The organism is Metapseudomonas resinovorans (assembly GCF_002003485.1).
Taxonomy (GTDB): Bacteria; Pseudomonadota; Gammaproteobacteria; order Pseudomonadales; family Pseudomonadaceae; genus Metapseudomonas; species Metapseudomonas resinovorans_D.
Map to the genome: position 1 here is coordinate 1 of NZ_BDMA01000087.1, position 22,331 is coordinate 22,331.

Sequence of the window (22,331 nt, forward strand, 5' to 3'; positions counted from 1 at the left end):
TGTCTCCCGACACCCGTTACCTATGTCCCCCGGCTGAACACCGTGCGCACCAGCGGTTTGGCCAGGTGCCGAGGCGGGGCCTGAAGTCGGTGCGCACAGCGCACCCTACGGTCCAGGCCGAGGCAGCAGGCAGACCTGCGGTCTGTATCGCGATTGAAATCGCCCCCACAAGAGGAGCGATACCGCTAGAGCCTTGCGACATCTCCTTCGCTTTGGTCTTAACTTCGTCTCCAGACGCCCACGGAAGGATTGGAGACCGACATGATCCCCGCAAAAGGACTGATTCTGGCGCTGAGCGCCACGAGCCCGCTCGCCATGGCCGACGCCGGCCCGTCTTTCGACTGCGCAAAGGCCCAGGGCATTGAGCAGCAGGTCTGCAAGAGTGCCGAATTGAGCGCACTCGACCGGCAGATGGCCGACGCCTACAAGAAAACCCTGGCCGCCACGGACGCGGCGACCCAGAAGCGCCTTCGCGCCGAACAGCGTGGTTGGCTCAAGGGGCGCGATGATTGCTGGAAGGCCGACGATCAGAGCCAGTGCCTGACGCTCCGCTACCAGAGCCGGCTGGTGGAATTGCAGATTCAATCCGGCGGAGCGATGGCACCAAAGGCGGTCGAGTTTGCCTGTGGCAATAACAGCAAACCTTTTGCGGCAAGCTTCTACAACAACGTGGAACCCAACGCTGCGGTTCTCACCTATGGGGGCGACCACGTCATCGCCATCAGCCAACGGACCGCCAGCGGCGCCCGCTACAGCAATGACGGCGTGGACTTCTGGGAACACCAGGGCGAGGCGAGGGTGGACTGGTACGGCACCCAGCTGACCTGCAAGCCTGTGCGTTGATCAGGTATTGCCGGGGACTTCCCGGGTGAGTTTGTCGGCCGCTCGCTGCAAACGTTGCAGGTCGATGCGGAGCTGGTGCAGCGCTTCGCGGCGGTCGTGCAGAATTTCCCGCACGTAGCAATGTCCGGTGATCCCGCGCAGCAACAGCGCGGCCCCGAGTCCGATGTCCCAGACGCCCAGCAAACCACCGCGCCGGAAGCCACGCCGGGCCATCAACAGGCCACCGACGATGGAGCCGGCCCGCTCCAGTCCATGCACGTTCTGTTCGTACGCCGGACCGTGGATCTGCCATTGGTTGTCCATAGCGGGTTTCCTCCCGTGTTGGTTTGAACCTTGACCGGCTGGAGCCGCGCCCCGTTCAGGTACCGGGACGAGCGGTCAGCTACGCGCCTCGTGCTTTGCGGCCTTCTTCGCCGGACTCATCAGGTACACGGTGAGGATGAAGCGCGCGGGCACCAGGGACAGCAGGCCGAGCATGCCGAACACCGCAACCAGAGTGACTCCACCTGGGGTGGAAGTGACCTCGCTGAACATCGCCAGGCCAACCGCGAGCAGGAACATCACGACCCCGAACCATTGCAGTCCCTGGGCCCAGCGGAAGATCGGCGACTGGCGAACTTCGCGCAGATGCCGGTTCGATTCGTTCTCCTCGACCATGCTCGTGCCCTCGACGGTTTCTTTTGTGACCGGACGACAGCGGTTCCCGGCATCATTCAGCATGCATGGGACGAAGTGGTTCAGCCAGAAGGGCGACGAGTGGGCGGAAACTGGTCATCCCCGAGTTGCTGAACTATGCCTTTATCGATTCCAGGTGCATCTGGAAGCCGGGGCCGGGAAGGGCTCCGGGAAACCGCCGCGAATGAATGGAGTTCGGAGACGCAAAACCATGCCCTTTATCGATGACCTAGCCTTCGTGCTCGCATTTCTCACCAGCATTGCCTGCGGCCTGATGGGCGGACTGTTCTTCGCCTTCTCCAACTTCGTCATGCGGGCGTTGGAACTCATTGCGCCAGAGGCGGGCATCGCCGCCATGCAGGCCATCAACCGGACCGTGCTCAACCGCATCTTCCTCTCCACCTTCCTGGGTACCACGGCGGCCTGCGCGTTGCTCATGCTCTACGCCTTCCTGCATTGGGAGGTGTCGGGAACATTCTTCCTGCTCATCGGCAGCCTGCTGTACCTGGTGGGCAACGTCGGTGTGACGCTGGTGTGCAATGTGCCGCGCAACAATGCCCTGGCGAGGCTGGACGCCGGGAGCCTGGAGTCGTTGGCGTACTGGCGTATCTATCTGGAGCAATGGACGCACTGGAATCATGTACGCACCGGCACCGCGCTGGGTGCTTCGATGCTGCTGATGATCGGATTGTTCATGATGCTGACGATGGTTTAGCCGGGTTGGCTCGGGCCTGTGCCTGCACCTTGCGGAACAGAGCGAACAGTTCCCGTGGCGACCCTGTTCCCTTTGAGTCCGGCGCTTCCGATCAGCGCGAGACCGAACGCGGGATACTCAGTGCGCCACGGAAGCCCCTGGCTGCGTAATAAGACTGCGCACCGTTGTGATAGACGAACACAGAGTCGTAGCGACGGTCGCAAAAGAGGGCGCCGCCGAGCTTGCGGATGGCACCTGGGGTCTGTATCCAGCTGGAGGTCTTGCTATCGAAACAGCCCCGCTCCTGCAAAGCCCGATACTGCTGCTCCGTCAGGATCTCGATGCCGATGGCGGCGGCCATGTCGATGGCGCAGCCGGTAGGCTTGTTCTCCTTTCTGGCATCCAGGCTCTCCCGGTCATAGCACAGGCTCCTGCGCCCGGCAGGACTCTCCGCGGAGCAGTCGACGAACAGGTAGGCATCGTTTTCCAGATCGTGGAACACCACATCCGGCTCGCCGCCCGTTCGCTCCATCTCGGCCAGGACGCGCAGTTTTTCAGGCTGGCATTCCAGCCTGGCTTGAACCGCGGACCATTCGATTTCCTGGTGTCGGTCCATGTTCGCTTCGAAGCGTGCTTGCAAGGTTTCGAGTAGAGCTTGGCGTTGCCCGATGTCCATGAAGCTTTCTCCCTGTGATTCCTGACCTTTCCTTGGTGTGGCGTCCGGGTCAGCTCGTTGTCGTATGGGAGAGCAAGCATAGACGCTGCCCGGAAACTGGCGTGCGGATGAGCTTCTTGGCTGCTCAGCTGATCCAGAGGTTCGAAAAGCGCGTGGGCGCTATAGCCGGGTTCCGGCCGCTGCTCTAAGCTGCCGGCCTTCTTAACCGATCACCGCCCAGGGCAGGCCATGACCAAGACCTCGAACGACCCGCTGCATGGCATCACGCTGGAAAAGCTTCTGACCGAACTGGTGGCCCACTACGGCTGGGACGGACTGGCCAGCCGCATCGATATCCGCTGCTTCAAGAGCGACCCCAGCATCAAGTCCAGCCTCGCCTTCCTGCGCAAGACGCCCTGGGCTCGCGAAAAGGTCGAGGCCTTGTTCATCCAGTTGCGTCAGCGTCAGGGCTGACGCGGCCCGCCATCGCCGATCCGGTGCCATCTTCATCCCCTTGATCGAGGAATCTGCCATGGCCTCTTACGAAGAACTCTTCTCCGTCGGTGAGTGCTTCGATGCGTTCGTCGGACACGGACTGCCGGCGGAGATCGCAGCGGTGCAGACCGTGCAGCGCAAACTCGCCGAACCCGGCGCCATTAGCGAAGCGACCCGGCAGCGACTGCAAGCCATTCAGGGCCGCTACCACCTGCTGGTGGCTGGCGAAATGTGGTGCCCGGATTGCCAGATCAACGTCACGGTCATGGATTACCTGCAACGCGTCCGGCCGAACGTCGACCTGGCGGTCATCACCAAGGGCCGGGCCGAAGACGATCTGCTCTCGCGCCTGGAGCTCGATCGTGTCCCAATTCCCCTGGTTGCGGTGCTGGATGCCGAGTTCCGGTTGGTCGGCCGCTTCGTCGAGAAGCCCCAGGAAGTCATTGCCGGTGGTGAGGCCATGAAGCCGGACTACCGGGAGGGGCATTACCTGGACAGTACGTTGCGTGATCTTCTCTCGATTTTCGAGGCAGCGGAGGGCCGCAAGGGCAACTGAGCCACGAAACAGGACGGGAGCTGTTCGCGAGCAGAGCTCGCTCCTACAGGGGGGGCATGGCGCGGAGCTTTGGAAGACGCGCCTTAGAAGCCACCATTGAAAACGCCCCGGCTTTCAGGCCGGGGCGTTTCTTTTTGCGCGGGCTAAAGGCGAATCAATCCACGACCACATTCAGTGCGACGTCGATATTGCCGTGGGTGGCTTTGGAGTATGGGCAGATCTCGTGGGCTTCCTTGGCGATGGCCTCGGCGACTTCGTACGGCAGGCCCGGAGCGGTGACGTTGAAGCGCGCCTGGATGAAGTAGGCGTTGCCGGTCATGCCCAGGTCCACCTCGATCTCCACTGCCAGGTCTTTTGGCAGCTCCACTTTGCGCTGTTGGGCCACCAGGCCGATGGCGGCGATGTAGCAGGCCGACCAGGCGCCAGCGAACAGTTGCTCCGCGGTGGGATGGGGCTGGGTGGCATCGAACTGAATGCCCGAATCCGCGCTGCCGCCACGGAGGGCCGAGAGTTTGATGTCCAGGCGACCGTGATCGCTGCGTGCAGCGCCTTCACGGTGGGCGACGGTGGTGTGGGTCTTGCCGGTGAACAGTACTTTTTCGATCTTGCTCATGGGAATTTTCCTCGGGGTGTGCTGCGCGTCATCAATGGCAGGGGGGGCTTCAGTTGTCGATCGCATTCGATCAAAGCGCATGCGATGTAAAAATACTGCGCCCGGATGGACACATCGTCAATGGGTATCCGGGGTGGTTCCGGATGGACGGTCATTGCGTCGGTGGCGCACGACGAATGGACGTGAATTCCGGGCGGGGATAGCCTTCTTCGCTTTCGCGGGATGAAAGGAGTTCCACCCCATGACGGATTACCTACAGCTCAATAAGGCCAACTGGGACGAGCGCGCGCCCGCGCACGCGGCTTCACCCGACTACGGCGTCGACGCTTTCCTCAACGACCCGCAACGTCTTTCGGAGGTGGTGCGTTTCGACCTGCCCCGGTTGGGCGATATCGCCGGACTGCATGGCGTGCATCTGCAATGTCACATCGGCACCGACACGTTGTCCCTCGCGCGACTCGGCGCACGGATGACCGGACTCGATTTCTCTCCAGCCTCCCTCCTGCAGGCGCGTGCTCTGGCGCGGCGCTGCAATGTTGAAATCGATTTTGTCGAGTCCGAGGTCTATGACGCCGACAAGTCGCTACCAGCAGGTACGTTCGATCTCGTCTACACCAGCATCGGCGCGCTCAACTGGTTGCCGCGCATCGACGACTGGGCGCGCGTGGTGGTTGCCCTGCTCAAGCCGGGCGGCCGTCTGTTTATCCGCGAGGGGCATCCGATGCTCTGGGCGGTGAACGAGGAACGGGAAGACGGGCTGGTGATCGAATATCCCTATTTCGAGCGCGCTGAACCGACCGAGTGGGATGACGACAGCACCTACGTGGAAACTGAAACCAGGCTAACGGCGACCCGCACTTACGAGTGGAACCATGGCCTCGGCGAGATCATTTCCGCGCTGCTGCGCCATGGCCTGCAGCTCACCGCGCTGGAGGAGCACGACAGCCTACCCTGGGAAGCGCTGCCCGGGCAGATGGTGGTGGATGGGGCAGGGGAGTGGCGGTTGGCGCGGGATCGCTGGCGATTGCCGCTGAGCTACACCTTGCAGGCGGTGAAGCGCTAGATCGCGCGGGGACTTCATCCAGGCAAAAAAAGGCCGCCACGGTGCGGTCAACTTACGGGGGGAGGTGGCGACCGTGGCGACTCCAGTTGTCCTCTGCAAGGGGACAGTTTCACAGTAGTTCATGCCAGAAAAAGTGCGTCGGCTTTCCGTCGAGGAAATGGGCTAGATGTAACGCCATTTGTCCGCGACCCCGTGGATTACACGGAACGCTGCATTTGCATACCAGTCAGCTCTGCACTTGGTTCTCGAATTCCGACCGCGGGTCGGATCAGTCGGGGCGGCGCGCCAGGACTGTCGCACTCAGCCGTACAGGGACGAATCCCCATTTGCGCGTGTCTGGGAGGGCGGTGCATCCACCGATATCGTCCACCTGCTGGCGCCCAACGTGTTCTATTTCGACAACCCGCGCTTCAGCAATCCGCCGGTACTGCCGCTTTGCACGCCAACGAGTCGCGCCTGGACTCAACGGCATTGCTGGAGGCTGCTATAAGTCTGGAGTATCCGAGTTGGGGGACTCCAGATGGACGTGGCGGCAATGCTGGGAAGGCGGTTTTGGGGAGCGGAGAGCGAAGCGGTTGCGCCGGAAGGGCAGTTCAATCTCTTGCGGTGGTTCTCACTGGTCAGCCTGCTGATCATCGGTACGGTGGCCATTGGTATCGGCACCGTTTCAACACGGTTCCTGGTTAGCGAGAGCCTGGAGCGCGACGCCATGCTATCGGCGCAGTTCATCCAGACGCTGGCGCTCGGCGAGATGCGCCATCATGGCCTGGAAGGCATGGAGATGGGCGACGTGCTGGTGCCTCATCACTACGGGATGCTCACGAACGGCACTGCGAAGAACCGCGAGCGTGCCCGCTCGGAGTTCCTCGATCACCTGTCCCATGTGCCGGATTCTCTGCTGGCCACCATCTTCTCCCCGGACCGCACGGTGATCTGGTCCACCAACCCTGACCTGGTGGGACAGCGCATCGAGGATGACGACGCCCTGGACGAGGCATTCGAGTCTGGCGGCCGCATTTCCGCCGAGTACCAGGATGTGGAGGAAGGTCGGGTGGAGCAGAAATTCCTGCGCCCGCCGAAGATGTTTTTCATCGAGAACTACATCCCGCTCACCGACGCCAATGGCGAGGTGAAGGCCATGGTGGAGATCTACAAGGAGCCGGTGGACCTGATCGACCGCGTCAACCGTGGCTATCGGATGATCTGGCTGGCCACCGTCATCGGCGGCCTGCTGATGTACTTCGGCCTGTACTGGATCGTGCGGCGCGCCTCCCTGCTGTTGGCGGCGCAGCAGGCACAGCTGGTTGCGAACAGTACCTACGTGGGGCTGGGGGAAATGTCCTCGGCGGTGGCCCACAGCCTGCGCAATCCACTGGCTTCCATCCGTTCCAGCGCCGAACTGGCCCAGGAAATGGAAGGACCACAGGCGCGCAAATGCGTCGACGACATCATCACCCAGGTCGACCGCATGTCTGCCTGGGTGCGCGATCTGCTGCTGTGCCTGCGTCCGCTGCAGGGCGACTCGGAGCAGGTGGACCCGATGGAAGCGGTGCACGCGACCCTGGGCAACTTCGACCAGCAGCTGTCCAGGTCGCAAATCGAGGTCGAGTGCAGCGACGCCACCACCCCGCTGGTCGTCAGTCATCAACTGCTGCTGGCCCAGGTGCTCAACAGCGTGATCGCCAATGCCATCGAGGCAATGCCGGGTGGCGGGCGTCTCAGCATCACGGCGGCGCCCGATAACGGCGGGCAGTGGCTGCACCTGACGATCAGGGACACCGGCAAGGGTATGTCGCGGCAGCAGGAGATGATGGCCTTCAAGTCTTTCTACACCACCAAGCAGGGCGGTCTAGGCATCGGCCTCATCATGGTCAAGCAGATCATGGAGCGCTTCGGCGGAAAGGCCAGCCTGACCAGTCGCGAGAACGAAGGCACCAGCGTGTGCCTGAGCTTCAAGGTGGCGGAGCGCGCTGCCTGACGCATCAGCCGAGGAGTTGGCGCAGCTCCTCGGCCATGGGCATCGGCTTGAAGGCACTGATCCTGGCGCGGCCGGTGTTGCCCAACGGTACCCAAATCCGCGAGAAGAGCAGGGCGGCCGGCATGCGGATGGCCTGGCCGAGCACCTCCCGATAATCCCCTTGTTGCCAGCCGGCGCGCAGCATCAGCCAGTGACTACGGGTATGCGCCAACGGCAGGCGTTGCGTGAGGATGTGCGCGCGTTCGAGCCAGGGCCAGGCGTGCTGCGGGTCTTGGGCTGCAAGGGCTTGAGTAGCCTGCTGGAAGGCCTGGTCGATGGCGATGCGCAGTTCGGTTTTCATGGCGAGCGTTCCTGCGGAGGACAAGTGATCGCAGTGAACACCCTGTAGTTACTTCAGGGTCAAGCAGCGCTTGCGTAGGGTGGAGGTCGCTCTTCACATCCACCATTCCGTGCCACCAATCTCCCTCACCCCAGCCCCGCCCTGCGCCCCAGCCCGATCGCTTCGCGCTCAGGCGTTCATCGGCAATGGAAGCAGTGCTTCCGAAAGCATGCCTCTTCACCCCAGAGGGAGAGGGGGCCGCTCCGTGCCGGGTAGGGTGGATGTCGCTTTTTACATCCACCACTCGCTGCCCCGGTCATCCTCGCTGGTGGATCTATCTGTGGGAGCGAATTCATTCGCGATGGGCGTGACCCACCCTACGAAAGGCCCTGGTGCTCCTGGAAATACTGGCGGAAGAACTCCACCGTCACGCGGATCTTGGCCGAGGTGGCGAGCGGCGCGGCGTACACCGCCCAGATGTTCGCTGGCTGGCGATACTCGGGCAGGACGTGTACAAGGCGCCCGCATTCCAGGCTGTCGCTGACGTCCCACCAGGAGCGCAGGGCGATGCCGCGTCCGTCCACGGCCCACTGATGGACGATCTCGCCGTGGTTGGCGGAGAGCGGCCCGGTGACCTTCACGTTTTCCTCGCCGGACGGCCCGCGCAGGCGCCAGAGGCCGAAGGGGTGATCGCGTTCCTTGATTACCAGGCAGTCGTGGCCGGCCAGTTCCGCCAGGCTCCCTGGCACGCCATGGCGCGCCAGGTAGGAGGGGGCGGCGCAGAGAATGCGGCTGTTCTCGGCCAGCGGCTTGGCGATCAGGTTGGGGGCGATGTTGTCGCCGATGCGGATGTCCAGATCGAACCCTTCGTCGATCAGGTCCACCAGCCGGTCGAACAGGTCCAGGCGAATGTCCAGCGCGGGATAACGCTCCGACAGCGCCGACAGCGCCGGTGCCACCAGGCGCCGGCCCAAGCCGAAGCTGCTGACGATGCGCAGCTGTCCTCGGGGCTCCTGATGCAGCTCGGAGACTTCGTCGGTCATGCGCTCCACCGCCTCGAAGATGGTTTGCGCCCAGCGGTAGACACGCTCGCCGTCCTCGCTCACCGCCACGCGCCGGGTGGTGCGGTGCAGCAGGCGCACGCCAAGGCTTTCCTCCAGTAAGCGGATGCGCTTGCTGACGAAGGCGGGGGAGGTGCCCATCTCGCTGGCGACGGCGGCGAAGCTGGAGCGGCGGGCGACGAGGACGAAGACGCGGAGGTCTTCCAGGTTCGGCAGACTATTCACGATTCGTGTCTTATCTATCAATGAAGTGCTGGATTATCTTTGTTGTGGGTCCTTATAGCATGGTCGTCACCCCGCCTGAACAGGGCGCCTTCACCAAGGGCACGACCAGCATGAACAAGACATTCAAGATCGCCGCCATTCCCGGCGACGGCATCGGCAACGAAGTTCTCCCCGAAGGCCTGCGGGTCGTCGAAGCGGCGGCCCGCAAGTGGGGCCTGGACCTTTCCTTCGAGACCATCGAATGGGCCAGCTGCGACTACTACCTTCAGCACGGCAAGATGATGCCGGACGACTGGTTCGAGCAGCTCAAGGGCTTCGATGCGCTCTATTTCGGCGCAGTGGGCTGGCCGGACAAGGTGCCCGACCACATCTCCCTCTGGGGCTCGCTGCTGAAGTTCCGCCGCGACTTCGACCAGTACGTGAACATCCGTCCGGTGCGACTGTTCCCCGGCGTGCCGTGCCCGCTTGCTGGCCGTGAGCCCGGCGATATCGACTTCGTGGTGATCCGCGAGAACACCGAGGGTGAGTACTCCTCCCTGGGCGGCCGCATGTTCGAAGGCACCGAGCACGAGTTCGTGCTGCAGGAGTCGGTGTTCACCCGTCGTGGTGTCGATCGCATCCTCAAGTACGCCTTTGACCTGGCCCAGACCCGCGAGCGCAAGCAGTTGACCGCTGCCACCAAGTCCAATGGCATGGCGGTGAGCATGCCCTACTGGGACGAGCGGGTGGCCGCGATGGCTGCGAAGTACCCGGAGATCAAGTGGGACAAGCAGCACATCGACATCCTCTGCGCGCGCTTCGTGCTGCAGCCGGATCGCTTCGACGTGGTGGTGGCGTCCAACCTGTTCGGCGACATCCTCTCCGACCTCGGCCCGGCCTGTGCCGGCACCATCGGCATCGCGCCCTCGGCCAACCTCAATCCGGAGCGCAACTTCCCGTCGCTGTTCGAGCCGGTGCACGGTTCGGCCCCGGACATCTACGGGCGCAACATCGCCAACCCCATCGCGATGATCTGGTCCGGCGCGCTGATGCTGGACTTCCTCGGCAATGGCGACGAGCGCTACAAGGCGGCCCACGACGGCATCCTGCAAGCCATCGAGCGGGTGATCGCCGAAGGCCCGGTGACACCGGACCTGGGCGGCAAAGCTTCGACCCAGGAAGTGGGCAAGGCAATCGCTGACGCACTGTAAGACTCATTCGGCCGCCCCGTGAAAACGAGGCGGCCGGCGCGTTTCCGCAGGTGACAGACGGCCTGCAAATTGTCCGACAGGAGTTGCGTTGAAGGCGTATTTCGGACAAGCTGTTAACCAATGGATTAACGTAAACCAATGATTAACAAATAACGTAGTCTGGTGGCCCCTTGCCTGATGGGGTGCCGGGTTATCCAGTTCCAGGAGACATCGATGTCCAACAACAATAAGAAAGACATGTTCTTGATCACGGCGAGCCTGATCGCCGTGGCGCTGACCGTGATCGGCCTTGCTGCGTTCCCTGCCGAGTCGGAGGCCATGGCCAACCGTCTCTTCGAAATTTCCACCCGCACCTTCGGCACCACAGTGCAGCTGTTCGTGTTCGGCACCGCCCTGGCCGTGCTGTACCTGGCGTTCAGCAAGTACGGCAACATCCGCCTGGGCAATGGCAAGCCCGAGTACACGAACATGACCTGGGTGTTCATGTTCATCTGCGCGGGAATGGGCTCCTCGACCCTCTACTGGGGTGTGATGGAGTGGGCGTACTACTACCAGACGCCCGGCCTGAACATCGCTCCCGGCACCCGCGAAGCACTGGACTTCAGCGTCAGCTATTCCTTCTTCCACTGGGGTATCAGCGCCTGGTCGCTTTATGCGCTGTCGTCGCTGGCCCTGGCCTATCACTTCCACGTGCGCAAGAAGAGCGGCCTGGGCCTGGCTTCGATCATCGAAGCGGTCACCGGCTTCCGCGCCAACGGCCCGGTGGGTCGCCTGGTTGACCTGATCTTCCTGCTCACCATGTTCGGCGCGCTGACCGTGTCCCTGGCGCTCACGGCCTCCACCCTGACCCGCGGCCTGGCGGGCCTGACCGGCATTCCGGACACCTTCGTGACCCAGCTGGTGGTGATCGGCGCCGTAGCGGTGATCTTCTCCCTGAGCTCCTACATCGGCATCGACGGTGGCATGCAGCGCCTGTCGAAGATGGTTTGCGTCGGCGCCCTGGCTTTCGCTGGCGTGGTGTTCCTGGTCGGCCCGACCCAATTCACCCTGAACAACACCGCCAATGCCATCGGCCTGATGATCCAGAACTACGTACACATGAGCCTGTTCACCGACCCGGCGGGCGACGGTGCCTTCACCCGCAACTGGACGGTGTTCTACTGGCTCTGGTGGGTGTCCTACGCGCCGGGCGTGGCGATGTTCGTGACCCGTGTATCCAAGGGCCGCAAGATCAAGGAAGTGGTCGCCGCACTGCTGCTCGGCGGTAGCCTGGGCTGCTGGTTCTTCTTCGGTGCGCTGGAAAGCTACAGCATGCACCAGTTCATCACCGGCGCCATCGACGTGCCGCGCATCCTCAGCGAGCAGGGCGGTGAGACCGCCGTGGAAATGCTCCTGACCTCGCTGCCCTTCGGCAAGGTGTTCCTGGCGGTTTACCTGTTCATCATGGCGGTGTTCTGCGCTTCCCACATGGATGCGGCAGCCTACGCTGTGGCCGCCACCAGCACCCGCAACCTCAAGGAAGGCCAGGACCCGACTCCGACCCACCGCCTGTTCTGGTGCGTGATGCTGACCCTGATCCCGCTGGCCATGCTGTTCGCCAAGGCCTCGCTATCCACCATGAAAACGGCTGTGGTGCTCACCGCGATTCCGTTCCTGGTGATCCTGCTGACCAAGATCTACGGCTTCTTCAAGTGGATGGTGCAGGACTACGGCAGCATGCCGGCCCACCTGATCGAGGAAGAAGCGGTACGCCGCGCTCTGGACGAGAGCGTCGAGCCGCCGCAAGCGGAGGAGGGCGTACGCCTGAAACCCGCCACCGCGCAATGAGTTGAGTTGTGCCCCGCGCAGGGACGCGCGGGAACTTGTAGGTTGGGCTGAGCTATGCGAAGCCCGACGATTCGGCGTGATTGTCATGCACCACGTTGGGCCTCGCACGGCTCGGACCAACCTACGTCAAAAAATTTTGTCCGATCTGTTAACTGACAGATTTGTGTTAACCAAAAGTAAAAAGCTGTGATAGCTCGGCGCGGCCGATGCCTTTCAAATGCCTGGAGTACATAAGATGAACGATATCCAACGCCTCCCCGCTGACTTCTGCGCCAATGCCGATGAGGCCTACACCATTCCGGCCAGCTACTACACCCGTCCGGAAATCTTCGATCACGAGAAGGAAAAGGTCTTCGCCAATAGCTGGGTCTGCGTGGGCCATCGCAGCGAAGTGGCCGAGAACAACGCTTACATCACCCGCGAGTACATCGGCGAAAGCATCATCGTCGTGCGCGGCCGCGACGCCGAGCTGCGCGCCTTCTACAACGTCTGCCCGCACCGTGGTCACCAATTGCTGCAAGGCGACGGCAAGGCGAAGAACGTGATCACCTGCCCGTACCACGCCTGGACCTTCAAGCTCGACGGCGAGCTGGCCCACGCGCGCAACTGCGATCACGTCGCCAACTTCGACAAGGCCAACTCCAGCCTTGTGCAGCTGCGCGTGGAGGAATACGCCGGCTTCATCTTCGTCAACATGAACAAGGACGCAGGCTCCGTCGAAGAGCAGCTCCCCGGCTTCGAAGCGCGGCTGCGCCAGGCCTGCCCGGTAGTTGATGACCTCCACCTGGCCGCGCGTTTCGTCACCGAGACCCCGGCCAACTGGAAGTCCATCGTCGACAACTACATGGAGTGCTACCACTGCGCCCCGGCCCATCCGGGCTTCTCCGACTCCGTCGACGTCGGCCAGTACACCCACACCATGCATGGCAACTGGTCCCTGCAGTACGGCCTGGCCAAGCCGTCGGAGAAATCCTTCAAGTTCGATGAGTCGGTGAAAGACCCGTCCTTCAGCGGCTTCTGGGCCTGGCCCTGCACCATGTTCAACGCCCCGCCCGGCGGCAACTTCATGACCGTGATCTACGAGTTCCCGGTCAGCGCCGAAGTGACCCTGCAGCACTACGACATCTACTTCCTGAACAAGGACATCACCCCCGAGCAGCAATCGCTGATCGAGTGGTACCGCGACGTCTTCCGTCCGGAAGACCTGCGCCTGGTGGAAAGCGTGCAGAAGGGCCTGAAGTCCCGCGGCTACCGCGGCCAGGGCCGGATCATGGCCGACCAGCAGCGCAGCGGCCAGAGCGAGCACGGCATAGCCCACTTCCACAACCTGATCGCCGTCGCCCACCTGGACCGTTGATGACTGTGGCCGCCGCCCGCACGCGGCGGCCCGCGTCACGTGCAAGAGGAATTCCCGAGTGAACCTGAAAGACAATGACCTGTTCCGCCAGCAGGCCTTCATCGCCGGCGACTGGTGCGACGCCGATGACGGCCGCACGGTGGAGGTTACCGACCCGGCCAGCGGAGAGCTGCTGGGCCGCGTGCCGAACATGGGTGGCAGTGAAACCCTACGCGCCATCGAAGCCGCCGACGCCGCGCTGCCGGCCTGGCGTGCGCGTACCGCCAAGGAACGCGCGCAAATCCTGCGTCGCTGGTTCGAGCTGATGCTCCAGCACGAAGACGACCTGGCCCGCCTGATGACCCTTGAGCAGGGCAAACCCCTGACCGAAGCCGTGGGCGAGATTCGCTACGCCGCGTCCTTCATCGAGTGGTTCGCCGAAGAGGGCAAGCGCATCTATGGCGACGTGATTCCCTCACCGGCCGGCGACAAGCGCCTGGTGGTGATCAAGCAGGGTATTGGCGTCTGCGCTGCCATCACGCCCTGGAACTTCCCCTCAGCCATGATCACCCGCAAGGTTGCGCCAGCCCTGGCGGCGGGCTGCACCATCGTGGTCAAGCCGGCCAACGAAACCCCGTTCTCCGCCCTGGCACTGGCTGCACTGGCGAAACGCGCGGGTGTGCCGGACGGCGTGCTCAGCATCGTCACCGGTGACGCGGTTGCGATCGGCGCCCAACTCACCAGCCATCCGCTGGTACGCAAGCTGAGCTTCACCGGCTCCACGCCGGTGGGCCGTCTGCTGATGGGCCAGTGCGCGCCCACCATCAAGAAGGTGTCCCTGGAGCTGGGTGGCAACGCGCCCTTCATCGTCTTCGACGACGCCGATATCGACGCGGCGGTGGAAGGCGCGCTGGTCGCCAAGTACCGCAACGCCGGCCAGACCTGCGTCTGCGTCAACCGCTTCTACGTACATGACGCCGTCTACGACGCGTTCGCCGAACGCTTCGCTGCCCGTGTGCGCGACCTGCGCGTCGGCCATGGCCTGGAAGGCGCCACCCAGATCGGTCCGCTGATCACCGGAAAGGCCCTGGATAAGGTCCGCAGCCTGATCGCCGACGCGGTGGAGAAGGGGGCCGACATCCTGGTGGGCGGCGATGGTCACGAACTGGGTGGCAACTTCCTGCAACCCACGGTTCTGACCGGCGTGGCACCGGGCATGCAACTGCTGGACGAGGAAATCTTCGGCCCAGTGGCGCCCCTGGTGCGCTTTTCTTCCGACGAGGAAGTGGTGCTTCTCGCCAACGACACCCTCTACGGCCTGGCGGCCTACTTCTACAGCCGCGAAATCGGCCGTGTGTGGAAGATCGCCGAGCAGCTGGAGTACGGCATGGTCGGCATCAACACCGGCCTGATCTCCAACGAGGTAGCTCCCTTCGGTGGCGTCAAGCAGTCCGGCCTCGGCCGCGAAGGCTCGAAGTACGGCATCGAGGACTACCTGGAAATGAAGTACCTGTGCCTCGCCGTCTGACGGCGGGCACCACGCACCATCAGGGCGGCGCCCGACGCCGCCCACAGTCGCAACAGAGGTGAGCGATGGCCAACTCCTACGAAATGATGTCTGCCCGCGTGACCGCGGTGGAGCAGGCAACCCCCCAGATCAAACGCTTCACCCTGGAGCGCGTCGACGGCCAGCCCCTGCCGGCCTTCACCGGCGGCAGCCACATCATCGTGCAGATGAAGGGCGCTGACGGCCGCCAGTTCAGCAATGCCTACTCGCTGATGAGCGACCCGGCCGATACCTCCAGCTACCAGATTGGCGTGCGCCTGGAAGAACAATCCAAGGGCGGTTCGGCCTTCATGCACCAGCAGGTCGAAGTGGGCACCGAGGTGGTCATCTCCAGCCCCAACAACCTGTTCGCCATCGATCCTGCCGCCGGCAGGCATGTGCTGATCGCCGGCGGCATCGGCATCACCCCGTTCCTTGCCCAGCTCCCCGAGCTGCGCGGCCAGGGCGCCCGCTACGAACTGCACTACGCCTTCCGCAGCCCGGAACACGGCGCCTTCCAGGGTGATCTGGCCGACGGTCCCCATGCCGGGAACGTGCGCTTCTACGTCGACAGCCTGGGCACCTCGCTGAACCTGGCTGAACTTATCGGTGGCATGGATGCGGATGCGCATGTCTACGTCTGCGGTCCCAAGCCACTGATCGACGCCGTGATCGCCACGGCCAAGGCCCAGGGCATTGCCGATGCCCGCGTGCATTGGGAACAGTTCGCTGCTGCCCCGGTCACCGGAGGTGCCTTCACCGTGGTGCTGGCCCAGTCCGGTCGCGAGCTGCAGGTGGAGGAGGGCATGACCATCCTCCAGGCCATCGAGAAGTCCAACGCTGCGCAGGTGGAATGCCTGTGCCGCGAAGGCGTTTGCGGCACCTGCGAGACCCGCATTCTCGAAGGCGAAGCCGAGCACTTCGACCAGTACCTCTCCGACGACGAGAAAGCAGCCCAGCAGACCATGATGTTGTGCGTCTCCCGCGCGAAGGGGCAGCGTCTTGTTCTAGACCTCTGAGGCTGTGGGATAGGGCGGAGCTGGCGACGTGTATACTGCGTCGCCTGGCTCAGGGACATGCTCGCCATGACAGAAAACAGCTTCGCCTTCCGCCTCAAAGAACTGCTCGAACACCAGAAACTGACGCTCCAGGCCGTGGCCACCGTGCTCGGCATTTCGCGCACGGCCGTGCACAAGTGGACCCGTGGCGGCGAGATCGATTACGACAACCTGCGCATGCTGGCCAGCTTCCTCAAGGTCAACTGGATCTGGCTGCGCTATGGCGACGAAGCCCTGCAGGATGCCCAGCACGTCGAGGTGCAGGACCTGCCCATGACCGACGTGCGACGCAAGTACACCGCCGAGATCATGGAAAGCGAAGCGCGCATGAAACTCGCCCAGGAAAGCGCCGGCATCGTCAACTGGGAGTGGAACCTGATCACAGACGAGGTCTCCTACTCGGCCAACGTCGAGGCTGTATACGGCTGGCCGGTGCGCCGCAATGAAGACTTCTGGGCCCATCTGCATCCCGACGATGTTGCCGCGCTTCAGGCCATCTATCGCGAATGCGTGGCAGAGGGCAAAGGCTACGAGTTCGATTTCCGCATCTTCCATCCCAATGGCGAGCAACGCTGGATCACCTCCCGTGCTACCTCACTGCAGGACAGCTCCGGCCGCTCGGTGAAGATGGTCGGCGTGAGTCTGGACAGCACCGAACGCAAGCGCGTGGAAGAAGAGTTGCGGCAGAGCGAGGAGCGCTTCCGCGCCATCTTCGAACTGGCCGGCGGTGCCCTGGCCTACATTGGCCTCGACGGGCAATGGCAGCGGGTCAACCAGCCGCTGTGCGAACTGCTGGGCTACAGCGCCGACGAACTCGCCGGCCTGACCTTCCAGCAGCTCACCCACCCCGACGACCTTCCCTCGAATCTGGCCCAGGTCCAGCGTCTGCTGGAAGGGAAAGAGGCCGTCAGCACCATGGAGAAACGTTTCCGTCGCAAGGACGGCAGCGACCTCTGGGTGAAGGTCCGCACCTCGGTCCAGCGCAACCCCCGCGACGGCAGCCCGGAGCACATGATCAGCGTCTACGACGACATCACCGCCACCCGCGCCGAGCGTCAGGCGCTGGAAGCGCGTATTGCCGAACTGGAGCAGCAGCTGGGCGTTGCGAAAGCCTGATAGCACCTCATCGCGAATGAATTCGCTCCCACAGGAAGGTTGCTCCTGGAAGTACGGAGTCTTCGGCGCGAGTCACCCCTCTCCTCTTCAGGGAGAGGGGCGGGGGGAGAGGGTGACTGCCGGCAGCTCGGAGTATCAAGGCAGCCCTTCGGCCTGCTTGGCGAATGAATTCGCCCCTACAGTAAAAGTGCCAGCCAAAACGGCCTCAGCCCGTAGGGTGGGCTTCAGCCCACCATCTAAGGTCAGTGTGGGCTAAAGCCCACCCTACAAGGCGCTCTTCACAGGCAGGGAATCCCGAGTACGCACGGCGCCGCCGGCGAGAGTCACCCCTCGCCCTCTGGGAGAGGGGCCGGGGGAGAGGAAAGTTTCCGGCCGGCTGTGAGGTCGATGGGCAGCCCTCCGGCCTGCTTGGCGAATGAATTCGCCCCTACAGGAAGGTTGCCCCCGGGAAGTACGGAGTCTCCGGCGCGAGTCACCCCTCTCCTCTTCAGGGAGAGGGGCCGGGGGAGAGGGAAGTTTCCGGCCGGCTGGGAGGTCTATGGGCAGCCCTCCGGTCTGCTTAGCGATTGAAATCGCCCCCACAAGAGCAAACAGTGTCAGCTCTGCCGCGCATAACTCACCGTCAGCATCTCCCACTGATGCCCATCCGGCTCATTCCAGTAGACGATTGAGCCGCCGTGCTCCTTATCCGCCTGATGGTCGACTGGCCCATGAACGGCGCTGCGATAGCCGATACCCGCCGCCTTGATACGCCCGAGGATCGCCTCGAATTCGTCCGGGCTTACTCTGAAGCAGAAGTGAATCAGCGGAAACGGCTCACTCCATTCGTCAAAGTCCAGGGTCAGCCCGTCGTTGACGTAAACCGGCGCGAATGGACCGATGCCGGTTGCCGACCAGGGCACATCCAGCAACTCGGCCAGGAGCCTCGCCGAGCGCAGCTTGTCCCGTGCCGGCACCATCAGGTGATCGAGTTGAATGGCCATGGCAACCTCCTTGCGGGTTTGCGCCTTCCTCCCGATCTAACTGCAGCGCAGAACCGCCGCCCTCGCCAACCTGACTGACGAGGGGTCAGTGCTGCTCGCCGGCACGCTTGAACAGCTTCTTGCAACGCTCGGACAGGTGCAGCACGCGCAGGTGCTTGCCGGCCTTCGCGTAGCGCTCGCGCAAGGTCTTCAATGCGGCAATGGCGGAGTAGTCGACGAAGCTCAGGTGCTGGCAATCCAGGGTCACCTCGGCTGGATCGCCCGCCGGGTCGAATTGATTGAGGAAGGGCGTGGTAGAGGCGAAGAACAGCGTGCCATGGACGCGGTACAGCTTGCTGCCGTCGCCTTCCACATGGCTATCTGCATAGAGCTCGCGTGCGTGGTGCCAGGCGAAGTTCAGCGCGGCGATGACGATGCCGCAGAGCACGGCGGTGGCGAGGTCAGTGAACACGGTGATGACGGTCACAGCGACTATCACCAGGACATCGCTGGTCGGCACCTTGCCCGCCACCCGCAGGGAACCCCAGGCAAAGGTCTGCTGGGCCACCACGAACATCACACCCACCAGCGCCGCCAGCGGAATGCGCTCGATCAGCGGCGACAGGAACAGCACGAAGAGCAGGATCATCACCCCGGCTACCACGCCCGAGAGCCGACCACGGCCGCCCGAGCTAAGGTTGATCACGGTCTGGCCGATCATGGCGCAACCGCCCATGCCACCGAACGCACCGGAAACGATATTGGCCGCGCCCAGTGCTACGCATTCGCGATCCGGGTAGCCACGGCTTTCAGTGATCTCGTCGGTGAGGTTCAGCGTCAGCAGGGTTTCCAGCAGGCCCACCAGCGCCATCAGCACCGCATAGGGCGCGATGATCTTCAGGGTCTCCAGGCTCCAGGGGATGTCCGGCAGGGCCAGCGAGGGCAGGCCGCCGGCGATGTGGGCCATGTCGCCCAGGGTGCGGGTAGGAAGGCCAAGCAGGTAGACCAGTAGGCCGACACCGAGAATCGCCACCAGCGCCGGTGGTACGGTGCGGGTCAGGCGGGGCAGCAGGTAGACGATGGCCATGGTCAGCGCCACCAGGCCCAGCATCAGGTACAGCGGCGTGCCGCCCAGCCAGTCTTCTCCCGCCTTGAAATGCTCCAGCTGTGCCAGCGCGATGATGATCGCCAGACCGTTCACGAAGCCGAGCATCACCGGATAGGGCACCATGCGCACCAGCTTGCCCAGGCGCAGCAAGCCAAACGTGATCATGATCAGGCCGCCCAGCAGCACCGTGGCGAGCAGGTACTGCACGCCGTGCTCCACCACCAGGGCGACGATCACCACGGCCATCGAACCCGCCGCCCCGGACACCATTCCCGGCCGGCCGCCGAACAATGCCGTGAGGGTGCAGATGATGAACGCGCCGTAGAGGCCCATCAGCGGGTTGAGATGGGCGACCAGGGCGAAGGCGATGCATTCGGGGACGAGCGCGAAGGACGTGGTGAGTCCGGCCAGGACATCGGCGCGCAGACGGGCTGGTTTCATGGTGTACCTGAATCGAAGGACCGGCGGCACGGGCCACGGGAATGGCGAAAAGGGGGGCGGATGTTACGGATTTGGCGCTGACCCGGCCAGTCGACCGGTCCCGTAGGGTGCGCCGCGCGCACCGGGAAGCAGACTCGGTGTTGAAACAATCGCCTTGGTGCGCACAGCGCACCCTACCTTTGACTGTCCCCTGGTGCCTGGGTATCGGCGAGCAGGACCCTACCTACGACCTGTTCCTGGGCTTGGGCGCCATCTTGCTCCAGCGCCGCTCGATGGCGCCGCTCGACGCCGCCTTCAGCAATCGCTTGAAGGTCGGGCATTCCGAATGGCTCGGGGCCGGGCAGGCTGCGGCATGACGCAGGCCCTCGCTCATGGCTTTCAAGCGCTTGACGAGGGCATCGATCTCATCGGCCTTGGCCGCGAGCAATTCACGGTCGATGTCCGGTTCGCCGTTGGGCGAGAACATCGAGCGGATCTCATCCAGGGATAAACCGGCCGCCTGGCCAAGGGAAATCAGCGCGAGCTGGTCGAGGATGCCGGGCGCGAACCAGCGTCGGGTTCCTTGCTGGCTGAGGGACGTTATGAGCCCCTTCTTCTCGTAGTAGCGCAGCGTGGAGGAGGGGAGTCCCGTGCGTCGAGCGACCTCGGCGATGTCCATCTGTAGTCCCTTGACTTGAAGTTGACTTCAACTTCTAGAGTGGCCCTGACACTTACCACCGTCAACGCACAAGGGGTTCACATGAACGACATCATCAAGGTGATCAGCATTGGCATCGGCGCCACCGCAGTCATGGATTTCTGGCTGATTTTCCTCAAACGCCTGGGCGTTCCGACGCTCAACTTCGCCTTCATCGGTCGCTGGGTAGGGCATCTGTTGCAGGGGCGCGTCGCTCACGAGGCCATCGCCAGGGCGCAACCGATTCCGGGCGAGTTGGCCCTTGGTTGGTTCACCCACTACGCCATCGGCATTGCCTTCGCGACTTTGCTGGTGGGTTTGGCCGGTATCGACTGGGCGACCAATCCGACCTTGCTGCCTGCCGTACTGGTGGGCATGGGGACCGTAGCCGCGCCGCTGTTGGTCATGCAGCCCGCAATGGGGGCGGGGTTCTTCGCCAGCAAGACGCCGACTCCGTTGAAGAACTGCCTGCGCAGCCTGGCCAACCACAGTGTCTTCGGCCTGGGGTTGTTCCTCACCGCCGTGTTGGTGGACGGGATAGTTCGCTGACTTTCATCGTGCGCCGGTAGAGCGCAGCGAGCCCCAACGCCTGGCGGATTGACCCGCCTCAGTTCAACCGATACTTCGCCAGCTCATCCTTCGTCAGCACGCGCATGTGCGTCGGATCGATGCTGTTCATCGTATCCAGCAGGCTGACGGGGACGTTCATATCCCTGAGGTAGGCCGTTGGGCTGTAGCCGATGCCGGTGGAGGCGGCGAGGGCGGAATCGCCGTGGGGGAAGTAGGGGCGGTGCAGGCCCACGTAGCCGCGCACGGTCTTGGTTCGACCGGCGGCCAGGAGGTAGACGCAACTGCCCTGGCACACGCCATTGGTCGGGACCATCACATCGAAGCCGGTTTCGCGTAGTAGCCGGCCCATGCGGATGGCTTCGGTCACGCCGCCACCGATGCTGTCCAGCAGCGCGAGCTTGCGGTCGAACTTGCCGGGGTTGGCGCGCAGGCCCTTCATCAGTGCTTCGTAGTCGCCAGGGGCGATGTCTTCGGAGACCTGCACGGCGAGTATCCGGCCCGCCTTGGTGTTCTGGACGGGCTGGACTTCCACCTTGGCGAAGGTGGCGGCCGAGCAGAGGGTGGCAAGGCAGAAGACGGCGGCCCGGATTGCAGTACGGCTCATGGAACAGGCTCTTTCTGGAGAACGGTTGGCGACGGTCGGAGAAGATACCGAAAAAATGTGCCAAGTCTCCATATGACCTGAAAAGGGGCTTTCGTCGGACGGCCAATCAGGGGGGATGAGGGGAAATTGCGGTAACACTTGAGAGATATTATCATTCGCGACTTTCGATTTCCGGCTTCTCCCAATTCCCCTAGATGCGCAAGCGCGAACACGGATTCTTCGAGCATTATGAAGAGCTCATCGGCACCTGGACGCGCCGACTGAGAAGCCGCCATCGCGCCGAAGATTTTGCCCATGACGCGTTCGTCCGAGTACTCGAGGCTGACCAGGGGAACGTCCAGCAGCCCCGCGCCTACCTCCACCAGACGACCCGCAATATCGCCGTCGACCATTTCCGTCGCGAGGAGCGCCGCGCCTTGCTGGAGATGGACATCGCAGGTTCGGGCGATGAGTCGAAGGATGATCCGGAGTCCTTCATGCACGCAGTCCAGCTGGCGGATTCCATCGAGAAGGCCCTGGCCGAATTACCGGTGAACTGCCGCCAGGTGTTCGTCTGGCAGAAGCTGGAAGGGCTGAGCCAGGCGGAGATCGCCGAGCGCCTGGGGTTATCCAAGAACATGGTCGAGCGGTATATGATCCGCACCATTCGTCACCTGCGTGAGCGCCTGGATTTGAGCGCCACATGAACCGGAACCAGCCAGAAGGGCATCAAGACCCGAG

The 22,331-nt window shown here is 63.2% G+C and carries 24 protein-coding genes; 14 read left to right on the forward strand and 10 right to left on the reverse strand.

Annotation, left to right across the window (positions count from 1 at the left end; genetic code table 11):
- Positions 1-261: 261 nt before the first annotated feature.
- Positions 262-843, forward strand: coding sequence for an MliC family protein (locus tag MnOB_RS24000; RefSeq protein WP_077526938.1), 582 nt, complete (start codon positions 262-264; stop codon positions 841-843).
- On the opposite strand, the gene MnOB_RS24005 is transcribed toward MnOB_RS24000, so the two are convergent.
- Together MnOB_RS24005 and MnOB_RS24010 are read right to left on the reverse strand one after the other, a co-directional pair.
- Entirely contained in the window at positions 844-1,146 is a 303-nt protein-coding gene (locus MnOB_RS24005; protein WP_077526940.1) for a YgaP family membrane protein, read from the reverse strand.
- A 75-nt stretch (positions 1,147-1,221) separates the two neighbouring features.
- Complete coding sequence (locus MnOB_RS24010) at positions 1,222-1,500, reverse strand: hypothetical protein (protein ID WP_077526942.1); 279 nt, start codon at positions 1,498-1,500, stop codon at positions 1,222-1,224.
- A 229-nt stretch (positions 1,501-1,729) separates the two neighbouring features.
- On the opposite strand from MnOB_RS24010, the gene MnOB_RS24015 reads away from it, so the two are divergent.
- Entirely contained in the window at positions 1,730-2,233 is a 504-nt protein-coding gene (locus MnOB_RS24015; protein ID WP_077526944.1) for an anthrone oxygenase family protein, read from the forward strand.
- 91 nt (positions 2,234-2,324) lie between these two features.
- On the opposite strand, the gene MnOB_RS24020 is transcribed toward MnOB_RS24015, so the two are convergent.
- Positions 2,325-2,888, reverse strand: coding sequence for a DUF4256 domain-containing protein (locus MnOB_RS24020; protein WP_077526946.1), 564 nt, complete (start codon positions 2,886-2,888; stop codon positions 2,325-2,327).
- Positions 2,889-3,116: 228 nt separating this feature from the next.
- Here MnOB_RS24020 and MnOB_RS24025 point away from each other — a divergent pair, with 228 nt between their 5' ends.
- Together MnOB_RS24025 and MnOB_RS24030 are read left to right on the forward strand one after the other, a co-directional pair.
- The gene (locus MnOB_RS24025; RefSeq protein WP_077526947.1) at positions 3,117-3,341 is read left to right on the forward strand and encodes a VF530 family protein; all 225 of its coding nucleotides are present in this window, start codon (positions 3,117-3,119) and stop codon (positions 3,339-3,341) included.
- A 58-nt stretch (positions 3,342-3,399) separates the two neighbouring features.
- Positions 3,400-3,918, forward strand: a complete 519-nt coding sequence (locus MnOB_RS24030) for a thioredoxin family protein (protein WP_077526949.1) — start codon at positions 3,400-3,402, stop codon at positions 3,916-3,918.
- A gap of 154 nt (positions 3,919-4,072) precedes the next feature.
- Here MnOB_RS24030 and MnOB_RS24035 read toward each other — a convergent pair whose 3' ends face one another.
- Positions 4,073-4,531, reverse strand: a complete 459-nt coding sequence (locus tag MnOB_RS24035) for an Ohr family peroxiredoxin (RefSeq protein WP_077526951.1) — start codon at positions 4,529-4,531, stop codon at positions 4,073-4,075.
- Between the two features lie 241 nt (positions 4,532-4,772).
- Here MnOB_RS24035 and MnOB_RS24040 point away from each other — a divergent pair, with 241 nt between their 5' ends.
- Both MnOB_RS24040 and MnOB_RS24045 read left to right on the forward strand, forming a co-directional pair.
- Positions 4,773-5,594: a class I SAM-dependent methyltransferase gene (locus MnOB_RS24040; RefSeq protein WP_077526953.1), complete on the forward strand. Its 822-nt coding sequence runs from the start codon at positions 4,773-4,775 to the stop codon at positions 5,592-5,594.
- Positions 5,595-6,114: 520 nt separating this feature from the next.
- Positions 6,115-7,572 carry a sensor histidine kinase gene (locus MnOB_RS24045; RefSeq protein ID WP_077526954.1) on the forward strand — a complete coding sequence of 486 codons (1,458 nt, stop codon included), beginning with the start codon at positions 6,115-6,117 and terminating at the stop codon, positions 7,570-7,572.
- A gap of 4 nt (positions 7,573-7,576) precedes the next feature.
- On the opposite strand, the gene MnOB_RS24050 is transcribed toward MnOB_RS24045, so the two are convergent.
- Positions 7,577-7,912, reverse strand: a complete 336-nt coding sequence (locus tag MnOB_RS24050; protein WP_077526956.1) for a DUF3703 domain-containing protein — start codon at positions 7,910-7,912, stop codon at positions 7,577-7,579.
- 356 nt (positions 7,913-8,268) lie between these two features.
- The gene (locus MnOB_RS24055) at positions 8,269-9,177 is read right to left on the reverse strand and encodes a LysR substrate-binding domain-containing protein (RefSeq protein WP_077526958.1); all 909 of its coding nucleotides are present in this window, start codon (positions 9,175-9,177) and stop codon (positions 8,269-8,271) included.
- A gap of 110 nt (positions 9,178-9,287) precedes the next feature.
- On the opposite strand from MnOB_RS24055, the gene MnOB_RS24060 reads away from it, so the two are divergent.
- The 6 genes from MnOB_RS24060 (at position 9,288) to MnOB_RS24085 (ending at position 17,250) form a co-directional block, all read left to right on the forward strand.
- Positions 9,288-10,367, forward strand: coding sequence for a tartrate dehydrogenase (locus MnOB_RS24060; protein ID WP_077527052.1), 1,080 nt, complete (start codon positions 9,288-9,290; stop codon positions 10,365-10,367).
- A gap of 213 nt (positions 10,368-10,580) precedes the next feature.
- Complete coding sequence (locus tag MnOB_RS24065) at positions 10,581-12,194, forward strand: BCCT family transporter (protein WP_077526960.1); 1,614 nt, start codon at positions 10,581-10,583, stop codon at positions 12,192-12,194.
- 235 nt (positions 12,195-12,429) lie between these two features.
- Positions 12,430-13,551, forward strand: coding sequence for an aromatic ring-hydroxylating oxygenase subunit alpha (locus MnOB_RS24070; RefSeq protein ID WP_077526962.1), 1,122 nt, complete (start codon positions 12,430-12,432; stop codon positions 13,549-13,551).
- A gap of 58 nt (positions 13,552-13,609) precedes the next feature.
- A complete protein-coding gene (locus MnOB_RS24075) occupies positions 13,610-15,058 on the forward strand; it encodes an NAD-dependent succinate-semialdehyde dehydrogenase (protein WP_077526964.1) in 1,449 nt (482 codons plus the stop codon).
- Between the two features lie 65 nt (positions 15,059-15,123).
- Positions 15,124-16,095 carry a PDR/VanB family oxidoreductase gene (locus MnOB_RS24080; RefSeq protein WP_077526965.1) on the forward strand — a complete coding sequence of 324 codons (972 nt, stop codon included), beginning with the start codon at positions 15,124-15,126 and terminating at the stop codon, positions 16,093-16,095.
- A gap of 66 nt (positions 16,096-16,161) precedes the next feature.
- Positions 16,162-17,250, forward strand: coding sequence for a helix-turn-helix domain-containing protein (locus MnOB_RS24085; RefSeq protein ID WP_077527053.1), 1,089 nt, complete (start codon positions 16,162-16,164; stop codon positions 17,248-17,250).
- A 596-nt stretch (positions 17,251-17,846) separates the two neighbouring features.
- On the opposite strand, the gene MnOB_RS24090 is transcribed toward MnOB_RS24085, so the two are convergent.
- From MnOB_RS24090 to MnOB_RS24100, 3 genes are all read right to left on the reverse strand, one after another.
- A complete protein-coding gene (locus tag MnOB_RS24090; RefSeq protein ID WP_077526967.1) occupies positions 17,847-18,233 on the reverse strand; it encodes a VOC family protein in 387 nt (128 codons plus the stop codon).
- Between the two features lie 85 nt (positions 18,234-18,318).
- Positions 18,319-19,761, reverse strand: coding sequence for a SulP family inorganic anion transporter (locus tag MnOB_RS24095; RefSeq protein WP_077526969.1), 1,443 nt, complete (start codon positions 19,759-19,761; stop codon positions 18,319-18,321).
- Positions 19,762-19,984: 223 nt separating this feature from the next.
- On the reverse strand, positions 19,985-20,419 hold the full coding sequence (locus MnOB_RS24100; RefSeq protein ID WP_077526971.1) for a helix-turn-helix domain-containing protein: 435 nt from the start codon (positions 20,417-20,419) through the stop codon (positions 19,985-19,987).
- A gap of 81 nt (positions 20,420-20,500) precedes the next feature.
- On the opposite strand from MnOB_RS24100, the gene MnOB_RS24105 reads away from it, so the two are divergent.
- Complete coding sequence (locus MnOB_RS24105; RefSeq protein ID WP_077526972.1) at positions 20,501-20,986, forward strand: DUF2938 domain-containing protein; 486 nt, start codon at positions 20,501-20,503, stop codon at positions 20,984-20,986.
- A 58-nt stretch (positions 20,987-21,044) separates the two neighbouring features.
- On the opposite strand, the gene MnOB_RS24110 is transcribed toward MnOB_RS24105, so the two are convergent.
- Complete coding sequence (locus MnOB_RS24110) at positions 21,045-21,611, reverse strand: COG3904 family protein (RefSeq protein WP_077526974.1); 567 nt, start codon at positions 21,609-21,611, stop codon at positions 21,045-21,047.
- A 194-nt stretch (positions 21,612-21,805) separates the two neighbouring features.
- Between MnOB_RS24110 and MnOB_RS24115 the strand changes: the two genes are divergently transcribed.
- On the forward strand, positions 21,806-22,297 hold the full coding sequence (locus MnOB_RS24115; protein ID WP_077526976.1) for a sigma-70 family RNA polymerase sigma factor: 492 nt from the start codon (positions 21,806-21,808) through the stop codon (positions 22,295-22,297).
- The last annotated feature ends 34 nt before the right edge of the window (positions 22,298-22,331 follow it).

Bases quoted from the DNA above. Each gene is read 5' to 3' on its own strand.
- MnOB_RS24000 (WP_077526938.1), top strand. From the start codon at position 262: ATGATCCCCGCAAAAGGACTGATTCTGGCGCTGAGCGCCACGAGCCCG.
- MnOB_RS24005 (WP_077526940.1), bottom strand. From the start codon at position 1,146: ATGGACAACCAATGGCAGATCCACGGTCCGGCGTACGAACAGAACGTG.
- MnOB_RS24010 (WP_077526942.1), bottom strand. From the start codon at position 1,500: ATGGTCGAGGAGAACGAATCGAACCGGCATCTGCGCGAAGTTCGCCAG.
- MnOB_RS24015 (WP_077526944.1), top strand. From the start codon at position 1,730: ATGCCCTTTATCGATGACCTAGCCTTCGTGCTCGCATTTCTCACCAGC.
- MnOB_RS24020 (WP_077526946.1), bottom strand. From the start codon at position 2,888: ATGGACATCGGGCAACGCCAAGCTCTACTCGAAACCTTGCAAGCACGC.
- MnOB_RS24025 (WP_077526947.1), top strand. From the start codon at position 3,117: ATGACCAAGACCTCGAACGACCCGCTGCATGGCATCACGCTGGAAAAG.
- MnOB_RS24030 (WP_077526949.1), top strand. From the start codon at position 3,400: ATGGCCTCTTACGAAGAACTCTTCTCCGTCGGTGAGTGCTTCGATGCG.
- MnOB_RS24035 (WP_077526951.1), bottom strand. From the start codon at position 4,531: ATGAGCAAGATCGAAAAAGTACTGTTCACCGGCAAGACCCACACCACC.
- MnOB_RS24040 (WP_077526953.1), top strand. From the start codon at position 4,773: ATGACGGATTACCTACAGCTCAATAAGGCCAACTGGGACGAGCGCGCG.
- MnOB_RS24045 (WP_077526954.1), top strand. From the start codon at position 6,115: ATGGACGTGGCGGCAATGCTGGGAAGGCGGTTTTGGGGAGCGGAGAGC.
- MnOB_RS24050 (WP_077526956.1), bottom strand. From the start codon at position 7,912: ATGAAAACCGAACTGCGCATCGCCATCGACCAGGCCTTCCAGCAGGCT.
- MnOB_RS24060 (WP_077527052.1), top strand. From the start codon at position 9,288: ATGAACAAGACATTCAAGATCGCCGCCATTCCCGGCGACGGCATCGGC.
- MnOB_RS24065 (WP_077526960.1), top strand. From the start codon at position 10,581: ATGTCCAACAACAATAAGAAAGACATGTTCTTGATCACGGCGAGCCTG.
- MnOB_RS24070 (WP_077526962.1), top strand. From the start codon at position 12,430: ATGAACGATATCCAACGCCTCCCCGCTGACTTCTGCGCCAATGCCGAT.
- MnOB_RS24080 (WP_077526965.1), top strand. From the start codon at position 15,124: ATGGCCAACTCCTACGAAATGATGTCTGCCCGCGTGACCGCGGTGGAG.
- MnOB_RS24085 (WP_077527053.1), top strand. From the start codon at position 16,162: ATGACAGAAAACAGCTTCGCCTTCCGCCTCAAAGAACTGCTCGAACAC.
- MnOB_RS24090 (WP_077526967.1), bottom strand. From the start codon at position 18,233: ATGGCCATTCAACTCGATCACCTGATGGTGCCGGCACGGGACAAGCTG.
- MnOB_RS24095 (WP_077526969.1), bottom strand. From the start codon at position 19,761: ATGAAACCAGCCCGTCTGCGCGCCGATGTCCTGGCCGGACTCACCACG.
- MnOB_RS24100 (WP_077526971.1), bottom strand. From the start codon at position 20,419: ATGGACATCGCCGAGGTCGCTCGACGCACGGGACTCCCCTCCTCCACG.
- MnOB_RS24105 (WP_077526972.1), top strand. From the start codon at position 20,501: ATGAACGACATCATCAAGGTGATCAGCATTGGCATCGGCGCCACCGCA.
- MnOB_RS24110 (WP_077526974.1), bottom strand. From the start codon at position 21,611: ATGAGCCGTACTGCAATCCGGGCCGCCGTCTTCTGCCTTGCCACCCTC.
- MnOB_RS24115 (WP_077526976.1), top strand. From the start codon at position 21,806: ATGCGCAAGCGCGAACACGGATTCTTCGAGCATTATGAAGAGCTCATC.